This window comes from Mycobacterium sp., assembly GCF_046330795.1.
Lineage (GTDB): Bacteria > Actinomycetota > Actinomycetes > Mycobacteriales > Mycobacteriaceae > Mycobacterium.
Window position 1 is genome coordinate 403,351 of sequence record NZ_JAXLSA010000004.1, and the last position, 12,878, is coordinate 416,228.

The following is a 12,878-nucleotide window of genomic DNA, read 5'->3' on the forward strand; positions in this document are numbered from 1 at the left end:
GGTTGCGCATCAGCGATCCGGCGGTTGCGGACTTCCAAGCCTAACCGCGACCGGGCTACGGTGGCGCACGTGAGCCTTCCCGTCCGCCTGCGTGTTGGGGCCCCGGTCGCCGCCGCGATGTTCGTCGCCGCAGCCGTCCAGGTCGCCCCGGCGCACGCCGCACCCGCGAACATCGCCGGCATGATCGTGTTCCTCGATCCGGGTCACCAGGCCGCGATGGCCGATATGGGCCGGCAGGTGCCCACCGGCCGCGGCGGCACCAAGGACTGTCAGGCCAGCGGCACGTCGACCGACGACGGCTACCCCGAGCACACGTTCACGTGGGACACGACGCTGAAGATCCGGCAGTTGCTCGCGCAGTATGGCGTGCGCACCGCGATGTCCCGCGGCGACGACGCCGGCCCGGGCCCGTGCGTGGACGCTCGTGCCCAGATGGCCAACGCACTGCAGCCCAACGCGATCGTGTCCATCCACGGCGACGGCGGGCCGGCCACCGGACGCGGGTTCCACGTGTTGTATTCGAGCCCGCCGCTGAATCAGGTGCAGGCGGGGCCGTCGGTCCGGTTCGCGCAGACCATGCGCGACCAATTGGTGGCGGCCGGCGTTCCAGCCGCCAACTACATCGGCACCAACGGGCTGGACGCGCGTTCGGATATCGCGGGCCTCAACCTGGCGCAGTATCCGTCGGTCCTGGTCGAGTGCGGCAACATGAAGAACCCGGCCGATTCGGCGCTGATGAAGACGCCGGAGGGCCAGCAGAAGTACGCCGACGCCGTGGTGAAGGGCATCGTGGCGTTCCTGGCGACGCAGCCCGCCCGGACGGCCTAGCTCTTCTCGACCTCGCGCTTCAGGTTCTCCAGCGTCTCCGCCTGGATCTTCCGCAGGCCGAGCGGCGCGAACGTCTTCTCGAAGAAGCCCTTCACCCCACTGCCGCCGGTCCAGCTGGTTCTGACGGTGACCGTCGACCCGGTACCCGCGGGGGCGACGGTCCAATTGGTGACCATCGAGGAGTTGGCGTCCTTCTCGATGACGGTCTTGCCCGCCACGTCGACGCCCGCCTGCACGTCGCGCACGCGTGACTTGGTGGCCTGCAGCTTCCACCGGGCCACGGTGCCCGCGCCCGTGCCGCCCTGCAGCACCTGGTAGTCGCTGTACTGGCTCGGCAGGATCTTGGGCCGCACCGTCTGGTAGTCGGACACCGCCGCGAGCACCGCATCCGGTGCGGCGTTGATCAGAACTGTGCTGGCCGCACTGACCTGTCCCATGATTCGCAGTACTCCTCGGTCGCAAGATGTGTGATTCGGCTGCGTCGTGCGGTCGCACGCGCAGGACCCGCCGACTAGTTTAGAGGGGTGTCCGTTCGAGAGACTGACGCAACCTCGACGGCCCGGGCTCACCGCGCGGGCGTGCAGCGCTTGCTGGCCAGTTATCGCGCGATCGGCCCCGGGGCAACGGTGCGGCTGGCGAAACCGACCTCGAACCTGTTCCGCACCCGGTCCGAACGCGACGCACCCGGCCTGGACACCTCCGGGCTCACCGGTGTGATCGCGGTCGACGCCGAAGCGCGCACCGCGGACGTCGCCGGGATGTGCACCTACGAGGACCTGGTGGCGGCCACGCTGCCGCACGGGCTGGCACCATTGGTGGTTCCGCAGCTCAAGACCATCACGCTGGGCGGCGCCGTCACCGGGCTGGGTATCGAGTCGACCTCCTTCCGCAACGGCCTGCCCCACGAATCGGTGTTGGAGATGGACATCCTCACCGGCACCGGCGAGGTGTTGACGGCCTCCCCGACGGTCAACTCCGAGCTGTACCGGACCTTCCCGAATTCCTATGGGACACTTGGCTATTCGGTACGCCTCAAGATCGAGCTGGAGCCGGTGGCGCCCTTCGTCGCGCTCACCCATCTGCGGTTCGGCGCCATCCACGAACTACTCGCGGCCATGGACCGCATCATCGAGACCGGCGGGTACCCGGATATTCCAGGCCACCGGGTGGATTACCTCGACGGCGTCGTATTCAGCGCCGACGAGTCCTACCTGTGCCTGGGCGTGAAGACGGACACCCCCGGCCCCGTCAGCGACTACACCGGCCGCGACATCTACTACCGCTCGATCCAGCATGACGGCACCGCCAAGAGCGACCGGTTGACCATCCATGACTACCTGTGGCGGTGGGACACCGACTGGTTCTGGTGCTCGCGGGCGTTCGGCGCACAGCGTCCCGTGGTGCGCCGACTGTGGCCGCGGCGCCTGCGGCGCAGCAGCTTCTACTGGAAGCTCATCGGCTACGACCAGCGGTTCAACATCGCCGACCGGATCGAGACCGGTCGGGGCCGTCCGCCGCGCGAGCGCGTCGTGCAGGACATCGAGGTACCCCTCGAGCGATGTGCCGAGTTCCTCGACTGGTTCCTCGGAACCGTGCCCATCACACCGATCTGGTTGTGCCCCTTGCGTCTTCGCGATCCGTCCGGTTGGCCGCTCTACCCGATCCGACCCGCGCACACCTACGTCAACGTCGGCTTCTGGTCCTCGGTGCCGGTCGGGCCAGAACCTGGGTACACCAATCGCATGATCGAGGCGAAGGTCTCCGAACTCGACGGGCACAAGTCGCTGTACTCGGACGCGTTCTATTCCCGCGAGGAGTTCGACGCGCTGTACGGCGGGCCGGCCTACGACGCAGCCAAGAAGACCTTCGACCCCGAAACCCGGTTCCTCGACCTGTATTCGAAGGCGGTGCAACGACGATGACCACGTTCGACGACCACCCGGATCTCAAACCCGGCAAGCTGTCCCTCGCCGAAATCCTGGAGGTGTTCACCGACGGCAACCAATTGCCGCTGAAGTTCACCGCCTACGACGGCAGTTCCACCGGTCCTGACGACGCCGAACTCGGCCTGGACCTGCGTACCCCCCGCGGCACCACCTACCTGGCCACCGCGCCCGGCGACCTGGGCATGGTGCGCGCCTACGTGTCCGGGGATCTGGAGATGCAGGGTGTGCATCCCGGGGACCCGTATCCGCTGCTGCGCGCGATGGCCGACGATCTGGAGTTCAAGCGACCGCCCGCGCGGATGCTCGCCCACATCGTCCGGTCGATCGGCGTAGAGCACCTCAGGCCCATCGCCCCGCCGCCGCAGGAGGCACTGCCGCGGTGGCGTCGCATCGCAGAAGGCTTCCGCCACAGCCGGACTCGTGACGCCGAGGCCATCCACCACCACTACGACGTATCCAACACCTTCTACGAATGGGTGCTCGGGCCGTCGATGACGTATACCTGCGCGTGCTATCCGAGTGCGGACGCCACCCTCGAGGAGGCCCAGGACAACAAGTACCGGCTGGTGTTCGAGAAGCTGCGGCTGAAGGCGGGCGACCGCCTGCTCGACGTGGGCTGCGGCTGGGGCGGGATGGTGCGCTACGCCGCACGCCACGGTGTGCGGGCGATCGGGGTGACACTGTCGGCCGAACAGGCCGGCTGGGCGCAACGCCAGATCGTCGATGAGGGGCTCGACGGCCTGGCCGAGGTCCGCCACGGCGACTACCGCGACGTCGCCGAGTCCGGGTTCGACGCCGTGTCCTCGATCGGGCTGACCGAACACATCGGCGTGGCCAACTACCCCGCCTATTTCGGCTTCCTGAAGTCCCGGATGCGCACCGGCGCACTGCTTCTCAACCACTGCATCACCCGCCCGTCCAACAAGAGGACGCCGGATGCTGGAGCTTTCATAGATCGCTACGTGTTCCCCGACGGGGAGCTCACCGGCTCCGGCCGGATCATCGCCGAGGTCCAGGACGCCGGGCTCGAAGTCCTCCACGAGGAGAACCTGCGGCGGCACTACGCCCTGACGCTGCGCGACTGGTGCGCCAATCTGGTGGCACACTGGGACCAGGCCGTCGCCGAGGTGGGCCTGCCCACGGCCAAGATCTGGGGACTGTACATGGCCGGGTCGCGGCTGGGCTTCGAGACCGATGTCGTTCAGCTGCACCAGGTTCTGGCGGTCAAGCACGGCGCCGCCGGCGACGACGGGGGGTTGCCGCTGCGGCCGTGGTGGACGGTTTGAGCACTCCGTACTGGTACGAGCCGCGCCACCCCGATCACTACCACTGGATCACGGCCCGGCTGGACGCGCGCGGCGCGCGGGTCACGACCTGCCGAACGGTCGCCGGGTGGATCATCCTCGGTGGGCTGCCGCCGACGATCCTGGCGCTCGGGATCGGTGCGGCGCGCTGGGAGATCTGGGCCATGGCACTGACATTCACCGGCAGCTGCCTCGCCCTGGCCCTGCTGTGGGTCCGTGGACGCTGGCCGACCAGTCGCGCGGCGGGTGTGTGTCTGGGCGCCGGCATCACACTCGTTGCATTCCTTGCGTCGTGCTGGCCCAATCCGGTGGCCGCCGCGATCTCCACGGCGGGCTTCGTCGTGCTCTCGACGTTCGCGGCGGTCTTCTTCTCGCTGCGCACCCTGATCGCCTGCGCCGGCATCGCGGCGGTCGTCATCACGGCAGCCCATGTGCGCTGGGCACATTCCCGACCGGACGATCTGAATGTCGCCATCGCGTCCGGGATACTCCTGCTGCTCGTCACCGCGTTCGCCGCGATCATCACCCGCACGCTGATCGGCTTGATCGACACGGACCACTTCATCGGAACCATCGAGCCCGTCACCGGGTTGCTCACTCGCGACTCCTTCAACGACGGCGTCGCGCAGATGCTGGGAACGCGGGCCCGCAGCGGGGACCGCTATCTGACGATCATCGTCATCAGTCTGGACAGCTTTGCAGTGGCCGCGCAGCTCAGCGGCGCCGGGGACGGCCGCGCGATGCGGGTGGCCATTGCCCGGCGGTTGCGGGAGACGGCCCGCCGCGACACCGTACTGGCCCATTGCGGGGACACCGAGTTCCTGGTGGCTGATGTGTTCACCACCGTCGACCCGAGCCCGTTGACCGAACGGCTCAGGGCCAGGGTCAACGACGAGGCCCGTGCGCTGACTGCCAGCATCGGTTGCGCCACCACCGCACTGGACCCCGCGCTCTCCTGCAGTCCCCAGGAAGTGGTCGACCAACTGCTCCTCGTGGCGACCGAGGCCGCCCACGCCGTTCGGAGCAGCGGCGGCAACGGCACTCGACACGTTCATGTGCGGCAGGTGTTCCCGTCGAGCGACGACGAATAACGGTGTAACCCACTACCCCGGTGGTGTCAGCCCTCGATCTTGCGCGCGCCCAACTCGCTCTGCAGCAGTTCGAGAGCGACTTCCTCGGGATCGCGCCGCGGCGCGTCCGAACTGTCGGCCTCGGCGGCTTCGGCGAGCATCTCCTCCTCGGCCTGGACCTCGGCGCTGCGGTGCGCCGGGCCCGATGCCGATGGTGCGAGCGCGGGGGAGTCGCCGGGCAGTTCCGATGCCACCCCGACCTCGCAGCGCAGCCGCCAGTCGACACCGAGCGCATCCTTCAGGGCCTCGCGGATGACATCCGAGTTGCGTTGTTCGGCAAGGCGTTTCGCCAGCGGCGCGGACTCGTGCATCAGCACCAGGGTGTTGTCCTCGACCGCGCGCACGGTGGCCCCGGAGAGCATCACCTCGGTGGTGCGGCTCCGCTGACGGACCTTCTCGCGCACCGTGGTCCACATGCTGCGCACCGCCGCGGCATCGGGAGCTCCCGGGGCCGGGGCCGGCGGCGCGGTTTCAGGCTCGGGGGTGGGCTCGGGCTCGGGTGCCGGCGGCGGTGGGGGCGGTGGCACCTTCACGGCGGGCGGCTCGCTGGGCGGGGGCTCCGGTGCGGGCGGCTGCGCCACCGGGGGTTCGCTGCGGGGGGGTGCCTGCGTCAGGGTTGCCTCCGGGACCGGGGTGGCCTCGGGGGCCGGGGCGGCCGGCGGCGCGGGTTGCTGGGTCTTGCGGACGAACTGCTTGGGGGCGCGCGGCACCGCACCGGCCGCGGCCTCGCCCGCGGGGATCGACATATCCAGCCGTGTCTCGATGCGCTCTACGCGCTGCAGCAGCGCGGATTCGGTGTCACTGGCCGAGGGCAGCAGCAGCCGGGCACACACCACTTCGAGCAGCAGCCGAGGGGCCGTCGCGCCGCGCATCTCGCCCAGCCCGGCGTGCACCACCTCCGCGAACCGGGTGAGTGTCGCGGTGCCGATGCGCTCGGCCTGCGAGCGCATCTTGTCCAGTTCGTCCTCCGGCGCCTCCACCACCCCGCGGGCCGCCGCGTCCGGAACCGCTTGCAGCACAATGAGATCGCGGAAGCGCTCCAACAGATCGGTGGCGAAGCGCCGTGGGTCGTGGCCGGCGTCGATCACCGACTCCACCGCACCGAACAACGCCGCGGCATCCCCGGCGGCCAGCGCCTCGACGGCGTCGTCGATGAGCGCCACGTCGGTGGCGCCCAGCAGTGCCAGCGCCCGCTGGTACGAGACGTGGTTTCCTTCGGCTCCGGCGAGCAGTTGGTCGAGCACCGAGAGCGTGTCACGCGGCGAGCCACCGCCGGCCCGGATCACCAGCGGGTAGACCGCGTCGTCCACCTCGACGTTCTCCGAGGAGCACACGCTGCCGATCAGCGCCCGCATGGTGCGCGGCGCCAGCAGCCGGAACGGGTAGTGGTGGGTGCGCGAGCGGATGGTGGGCAGCACCTTCTCCGGCTCGGTGGTGGCGAACACGAAGATCAGGTGCTCCGGCGGCTCCTCGACGATCTTGAGCAGCGCGTTGAAGCCCGCGGTGGTGACCATGTGCGCTTCGTCGATGATGAAGATGCGGTAGCGGGAGCTGGCCGGGGCGTAGAAGGCCCGGTCGCGCAGTTCGCGAGTGTCGTCGACACCGCCGTGGCTGGCCGCGTCCAATTCGGTGACGTCCACACTGCCCGGCCCGTTGGGCGCCAGCGCGACGCACGACTCGCACACCCCGCAGGGCGTGGACGTCGGGCCCTGCGCGCAGTTGAGCGAGCGGGCCAGGATGCGCGCCGATGAGGTCTTACCGCAACCGCGCGGACCCGAGAACAGGTAGGCGTGGTTGACGCGGCCGGCCTGCAGGGCGGTGCACAGCGGCGCGGTGACGTGCTCCTGCCCCACCACCTCTGCGAAGGTTGCCGGCCGGTACTTGCGGTAGAGAGCCACGGATGCAGGCTACCGGCAGGGCATGACACCGGTGCGGGGCCGTCAGCCGTGATCGAGTGCCAGCAGCGCCTCGGTCGCGGCCAGCAGGGTGCAGGTAGCCAGCCCGTCGATGGCCGCGCGCAGATCGGGCATCGACGGGAAGGTGGGGGCGATGCGAATGTTCTTGTCCTCCGGGTCTTTCCGGTAGGGGAACGACGCACCGGCCTCCGTGACGGCGATGCCCGCATCCTTGGCCAGGGCAACCGTCCGCTTGGCCGTACCGGGAAGCACGTCGAGGCTGATGAAATAGCCGCCCTGCGGGTCGGTCCAGGACGCCACCTTCGAGTCGGTCAGGCGGGCGTCGAGGATCTCGGCGACGGCAGCGAACTTCGGCGCGATCAACTGCTGGTGGCGGTGCATCTGCAGACGCACCCCGTCGGCGTCGCCGAAGAAGCGCAGGTGCCGCAACTGGTTGACCTTGTCCGGCCCGATCGTTTTCTTCCCCGCGTACTGCAGGTACCAGGCGATGTTGCCCAGCGAACCGCCGAAGAAGCTGACGCCGGCGCCCGCGAAGGTGATCTTCGAGGTGGACGCGAACACATAGGGCCGGTTCGGGTTTCCCGCAGCGGCCGCCAGGCCCAGCACGTCCACCTGGCGCGGGAAGTCGTGCGTCAGGGTGTGCACGGCGTACGCGTTGTCCCAGAAGAGGCGGAAATCCGGTGCAGCCGTTTGCATCTGGACGAGACGGCGGGTGTTCTCCCAGGAGTAGGTGGCGCCGGTCGGGTTGGAGTACACCGGGACGCACCACATGCCCTTGATGGCGGGGTCCGCGGCCACGAGCTCCTCGACGAGGTCGACGTCGGGGCCGTCCTCGCGCAGCGGCACGGTGACCATCTCGATGCCCATGGTCTCGGTGATGGCGAAGTGTCGGTCGTAGCCCGGGGACGGGCACAGGAACTTGACGCCGGTTCCCCCACGGGCTTCGTCCACCCACGGCCGCGGCGAGTCGACCGCGCCGTGCAGCATGGAGAACACGACGGCGTCGTGCATCATCTCGAGGCTCGCGTTGTTGCCGGCGATCAGGTTCTGCACCGGAATCCCGAGCAGCTCACCGAAGATCTCGCGGAGTTCGGGCAGCCCGTGCACGCCGCCGTAGTTGCGGGTGTCGGTGCCCTCGGAATCGCGGTAGTCGTCACCGGGCAGCCGCAGCAGGGCGTTGGACAGATCGAGCTGTTCCGGTGCCGGCTTGCCGCGGGTGAGGTCCAGCGCGAGCTTCTTGGCCTGCAGTTCGGCGTAGTTGCGGGACTGCTGGTCGTGCTCGGCCTGGAGTTCGGCGCGGCCGAGGGAACTGAACGACACCTTGAGGCCTTTCCGAGCCAGCGGTCCGGTACGGGAACGGAGAAATTCAGGGGACCCCGCGCACCCGCTAGAGCCCGTTGACCCTTGCTGCCTTCCGGCCCTGGGGGAGTTCACAGGATGGACGCCGCGCGGGGTCCACCGGCGAGTCTAGCCCGTCCCGGATCTCGCTCCGTGCGCCGGTGATTCTGGTCTCGCAGGCGACTCGGCTAACATGACCGACGGAGGATTCGCCTAGTGGCCTATGGCGCTCGCCTGGAACGCGGGTTGGGTTAACAGCCCTCGCGGGTTCAAATCCCGCATCCTCCGCACTGGTCCGGGGTGCCAGCCGACGACGTCGATACATTCGACATTCGCGGCGGGCACCCCGGAGTCACGAGTAGTCAGAGGGAAGCGAAATGCGGCGCAGCGTTGCGGTCAGCTGGCACGCGGTGTCGTTCGTCGTGGCGGCCGGACTCTATTTCCTGTTCGTCCTGCCCCGCTGGTGGGAGCTGTCCGGTTCGCACATCTCCCACGCCCAGGGCACCGCGCTGCGGATCGTCACCGGCGTGGTGCTCGCACTGACCGCGCTCCCGGTGTTCTTCACGCTGCGGCACACCCGGCGACCGGAGTTCGGCACCCCGCAGCTGGCGTTGAGCCTGCGCATCTGGTCGATCGTCGGCCATGTTCTCGCCGGCGTGCTGGTTGTCGGGACGGCCATCTCCGAGATCTGGCTGAGCCTGGACAGGGCCGGTTCGTGGTTGTTCGGCAGCTACGGAGCGGCCGCCGCCATCGCGGTGCTCGCGGCCATCTCGTTCTATGTGGCCTTCGCCGCCGAGCGACCGCCGGCGCCGCCGAAGCCGCTGAAGGCCAAGAAGACGAAGCGGGTGGACCCGGCCGAGGCCGTTGTCACCGCCGATGACGAGGCCGATGACGAGGCGGACGAAGTGTCCGGCGACGCGACCGACGAACCGGAACCGGACACCGAGTCCGACGAGGACACGGCTGCGCCCGAGGAACTCGAGCTCGTCGAGCAGGCGCCGCGCCGTGGGCTGCGTAACAAGCGGCCCGCCAAACTCCCGCGCGACTGATCCCGGTCAGCCGACCGGTACGTCGGAGGTTCCATTGCCGCCGGGCCTCGTTGCTCGCGGAACCACACCGCTCGCCGAATCGCTGCCCTGCCGCGCTGAAATCCCTATGCTGTGCGAGTGCTCAACACTCCTGATCCCCGTGTCTATCGCGTCGTCCAGTGGACCACCGGCAACGTCGGAAAGAGCTCCGTCGCCGCCATCGCCCGCAACCCCACCCTCGAACTGGTCGGCTGCTACGCCTGGTCACCGGACAAGGCCGGCGTCGACGTCGGCGAACTGGCCGGCATCGCACCGCTGGGCGTCACCGCCACCAACGACGTCGACGCGCTGCTGGCGCTGAAACCCGACGTCGTGGTCTACAACCCCATGTGGATCGACGTCGACGAATTGGTGCGCATCCTGGAGGCCGGCGTCAACGTCGTCGCCACCGCGTCCTTCATCACCGGCCACAACCAGGGCGCCGGCCGGGACAAGATCGCCGATGCCTGCGCCCGGGGCGGCTCGACGATGTTCGGCTCGGGCATCAGCCCCGGCTATGTGAACCAGCTGTCCGTGGTCGCCGCCGGGATCTGCGACCGCGTCGACCGGATCACCGTCAACGAAGCCGCCGACACCACCTTCTACGACTCCCCCGAGACCGAGAAGCCGGTCGGATTCGGCCGGCCGATCGACGACCCCGCACTGCCCGAGATGACCGCGCACGGCACCGGCGTGTTCGGCGAGGCCGTCCGGATGGTCGCCGATGCGCTGGGTATCGAACTCGACGAGGTCCGCTGCGACGCGGAGTACGCCCAGACCACCGAGGATCTCGACCTGGGATCGTGGACCATTCCGGCGGGCTGCGTCGCAGGCGTACATGCGACCTGGCAGGGTGTCGTCGGTGGTGAGGTGCGGGTCGAGATATCCGTGCTGTGGAAGAAGGGTCAGACCCTGGAGCCGGACTGGCCGATCGAGCAGGACGGCTGGGTCATCGAGGTTGCGGGCCGCCCAACCGTCACGATGAAGGTCGGCTTCCTGCCGCCGCCCGACTTCGAGGCCACCACGCTCGAGGAGTTCATGGTGCTCGGCCACATCATGACCGCGACGCCGCCGATCAATGCCATCCCGGCCGTCGTGGCCGCCGCTCCCGGCATCGTCACCTACAACGACCTGCCGCTGATCCTGCCGCGCGGGGTCGTGCCGGTCCAGCGGACCTTGACCGGGTGACCGAACGGGGCGCAGGCTGAATCGATCAGATAACCGGGGATGACTCCCCTCCGATCGTTCGACCGGCGCCGAGCCGCCCCACCTCAGGGCAGGGGGCCCAATGCGAAGTTCACACCTCCGGCGGATCCTGTGGATTGCCGCCGTCACGTTCGGTATCAGCGCGCTCGGCCAACCCGCCGCTGCGCTCGGGGCACCCGACGGCGAATGGGATGTCGGCGCCTACGACGCGTGCATGAAGAAGACCGCCCGCTCTCCCGAAGGATGCTGCATCACCACCGGCGGCGTCATCACCAATGACGGCGGGTGCGTGGCGCCGCCGGCGGTGGCGCAGGGATCCAGCGGACAGCAGGGCGCCGTCGCCGGTACGCCACCACTGCCGGCGGGACCGCCACCGGGTTCGATGCCCCAGCAGGGCGCCGTGGAGGCTCCGCCGGCCACGACTCCGATGTTCCCGCAGGGGGTCTACCAGTTCCCCCAATTCGGCCCCGTCGGGTAGCTGCGCATCCCGGCCGGCCGGCCTCCAGGCAGAATGGGCGGTAACGAAAATGCCCAGTTCGCCGAGAGGCTAGGTATGGCTGACAAACCAGTCCGGCACCGCCGTGCCCGGCTCCGGGCCGTGCTGTGTGTGTTCAATGCCCTGCTGCTGATGCTGCTGGCGGCGCCGCTGACGCACCTCGCACCCGCGATGGCCGCGCCGCTGGACCCGTCCACTGCGGCCGCCCGCGTCGAACCGGGCCTGGTGCAGATCACCACCCTGGTCGACTTCCAGGGCGTCGTCGGCAACGGCGCCGGCATCGTGCTGACACCCGACGGCCAGGTCCTGACCAACCACCATGTGGTGGCCGGGGCCAACGACATCAAGGCCGTCAGCATGGGGACCGGCCAGACCTTCGAGGCCGACCTCCTCGGTTACGACCGCGCCAACGACATTGCGCTGCTGCAACTGCGCGGCGCGCAGGGCCTGCCGGTCGCACCGCTCGGCGACTCCAACTCCCTGGCGATCGGCCAGCCGGTGCTCACGATCGGGAACGCCAACGGCTCGGGCAACCCGATGACCCATGAGACCGGCGCGGTCACCAACCTCAGCCGCGAGATCGCGGCCGAGGACGAACTGACCGGCGCCAAGAACAGTCTGGGCGGGCTGATCCAGTCGTCGACCAACCTGCGCTCAGGGGACTCGGGCGGTGCGCTGGTCAACGGTGCCGGCGAAGTGGTCGGCATGAACGCGGCCGCGACCCTGAACTTCACCATCGACGGCGACTCGACGCCGGGCGGGGAGGGGTTCGCCATCCCGATCAACCGGGCGCTCGACATCGCCAGCCAGATCCGCGGCGGCGCCGCCAGCCCGGCCGTGCACATCGGCCCGTCGGCGATGCTCGGCATCGGGATCGCCGCCACCGGCGCATCCGAACCCGGTGGTCTGCGGGTGCGTTCGGTACTGCAGGGCGGGCCGGCCGGCCTGGCCGGCGTGCGCCCCGGCGACGTCATCACCGTCATCGACGGTGTCCCGATCGACTCCGCCAACGCGCTGACCGGACTACTCGACCAGCGCTACCCGGGCAACGTCATCGACCTGAACTGGCTGGACCGGGCGGGCGCGCCGCACAACGCGGCCGTGACGCTGGTGGTTGGCCCGGTCAGCTGATCGGCTGCGGGCTCACATCCTCGGTCTTGGCGCCCGGACCGGGCAGGGGTTTGGGACCCGCCACCGGGCTGATCCCGGTGACCCTGGCCGTCAGCTGCGCCCCCGGCGGACCTTCGACGGTGACGTCCTTGTAGACCCTGGCCTGCCCGCTGCTGACGGTGAAGTTGCCCGGCTGCGGCGCCGTCCCGCCCTCGATGTCGTAGAAGACCGCGAAATCACGCTCGGGCAGCGGGTGGAAGCCGACGTAGTTGGGCTGGATCGAGTACGTGTAGGTGCAGACGCCCTGATCGGTGCACTGCGTGGCGGTGACCTGCACCCCCACCTCGAACTCCTGCGGCGTCGGCATCTTCGGTTCGGGCGCGGCGAGCGTGCTGCGCGCCGCGGACGGCGCGGACTTCAAGGTGTCCATCCGCGTGAACAGGAAGATTGCCACGCCGATACCCGTCACCGCGATGGCCACGATGCACAACGCGGCGAGCAGCTTCCGAAGCCCCGATAACTTCACACCCAACTGTG

General features: G+C 69.2%; 12 protein-coding genes, 1 tRNA gene and 1 other RNA gene. 9 read left to right on the forward strand and 5 right to left on the reverse strand.

The genetic code is table 11. The annotated features are described in order from the left end of the window. Positions 1–117 precede the first annotated feature (117 nt). On the forward strand, positions 118–828 hold the full coding sequence (locus U0R18_RS16435; RefSeq protein ID WP_526370453.1) for an Rv3717 family N-acetylmuramoyl-L-alanine amidase: 711 nt from the start codon (positions 118–120) through the stop codon (positions 826–828). Here the strand turns inward: U0R18_RS16435 and U0R18_RS16440 are convergent. Then, positions 825–1,265: an SRPBCC family protein gene (locus U0R18_RS16440; RefSeq protein ID WP_526370237.1), complete on the reverse strand. Its 441-nt coding sequence runs from the start codon at positions 1,263–1,265 to the stop codon at positions 825–827. The two genes, U0R18_RS16435 and U0R18_RS16440, sit on opposite strands and share 4 nt — an antisense overlap. Before the next feature lie 87 nt (positions 1,266–1,352). Between U0R18_RS16440 and U0R18_RS16445 the strand changes: the two genes are divergently transcribed. The 3 genes from U0R18_RS16445 to U0R18_RS16455 are packed head-to-tail and all read left to right on the forward strand — an operon-like array spanning position 1,353 to position 5,169. Beyond that, complete coding sequence (locus tag U0R18_RS16445) at positions 1,353–2,750, forward strand: FAD-binding oxidoreductase (protein ID WP_526370239.1); 1,398 nt, start codon at positions 1,353–1,355, stop codon at positions 2,748–2,750. Then, complete coding sequence (locus tag U0R18_RS16450; RefSeq protein WP_526370241.1) at positions 2,747–4,060, forward strand: SAM-dependent methyltransferase; 1,314 nt, start codon at positions 2,747–2,749, stop codon at positions 4,058–4,060. The genes U0R18_RS16445 and U0R18_RS16450 overlap by 4 nt, the downstream gene beginning before the upstream one ends. Continuing rightward, positions 4,057–5,169, forward strand: coding sequence for a GGDEF domain-containing protein (locus U0R18_RS16455; RefSeq protein ID WP_526370243.1), 1,113 nt, complete (start codon positions 4,057–4,059; stop codon positions 5,167–5,169). Before U0R18_RS16450 ends, U0R18_RS16455 begins: the two co-directional genes overlap by 4 nt. Positions 5,170–5,195: 26 nt before the next feature. Here U0R18_RS16455 and U0R18_RS16460 read toward each other — a convergent pair whose 3' ends face one another. From U0R18_RS16460 to ffs, 3 genes are all read right to left on the reverse strand, one after another. Then, the gene (locus U0R18_RS16460; RefSeq protein ID WP_526370245.1) at positions 5,196–7,106 is read right to left on the reverse strand and encodes a DNA polymerase III subunits gamma/tau; all 1,911 of its coding nucleotides are present in this window, start codon (positions 7,104–7,106) and stop codon (positions 5,196–5,198) included. Between the two features lie 42 nt (positions 7,107–7,148). After that, positions 7,149–8,444 (reverse strand): aspartate aminotransferase type Ic, encoded by a 1,296-nt coding sequence (locus U0R18_RS16465; protein ID WP_526370247.1) that lies wholly within the window; start codon positions 8,442–8,444, stop codon positions 7,149–7,151. Between the two features lie 45 nt (positions 8,445–8,489). Then, positions 8,490–8,584, reverse strand: an RNA gene (gene ffs / locus U0R18_RS16470) — signal recognition particle sRNA small type. A gap of 80 nt (positions 8,585–8,664) precedes the next feature. Between ffs and U0R18_RS16475 the strand changes: the two genes are divergently transcribed. The 5 genes from U0R18_RS16475 (at position 8,665) to U0R18_RS16495 (ending at position 12,362) form a co-directional block, all read left to right on the forward strand. Further along, positions 8,665–8,750, forward strand: a tRNA-Ser gene (locus U0R18_RS16475). Between the two features lie 89 nt (positions 8,751–8,839). Then, positions 8,840–9,511 carry a lipid uptake coordinator LucA gene (gene lucA, locus U0R18_RS16480; protein WP_526370249.1) on the forward strand — a complete coding sequence of 224 codons (672 nt, stop codon included), beginning with the start codon at positions 8,840–8,842 and terminating at the stop codon, positions 9,509–9,511. Positions 9,512–9,628: 117 nt separating this feature from the next. Further along, positions 9,629–10,717 (forward strand): NAD(P)H-dependent amine dehydrogenase family protein, encoded by a 1,089-nt coding sequence (locus U0R18_RS16485; RefSeq protein ID WP_526370251.1) that lies wholly within the window; start codon positions 9,629–9,631, stop codon positions 10,715–10,717. A 100-nt stretch (positions 10,718–10,817) separates the two neighbouring features. Next, positions 10,818–11,213, forward strand: coding sequence for a hypothetical protein (locus U0R18_RS16490; RefSeq protein ID WP_526370253.1), 396 nt, complete (start codon positions 10,818–10,820; stop codon positions 11,211–11,213). 75 nt (positions 11,214–11,288) lie between these two features. Further along, positions 11,289–12,362 (forward strand): S1C family serine protease, encoded by a 1,074-nt coding sequence (locus U0R18_RS16495; protein WP_526370255.1) that lies wholly within the window; start codon positions 11,289–11,291, stop codon positions 12,360–12,362. Here the strand turns inward: U0R18_RS16495 and U0R18_RS16500 are convergent. Further along, positions 12,355–12,867, reverse strand: coding sequence for a hypothetical protein (locus U0R18_RS16500; protein WP_526370257.1), 513 nt, complete (start codon positions 12,865–12,867; stop codon positions 12,355–12,357). The two genes, U0R18_RS16495 and U0R18_RS16500, sit on opposite strands and share 8 nt — an antisense overlap. Positions 12,868–12,878 lie beyond the last annotated feature (11 nt).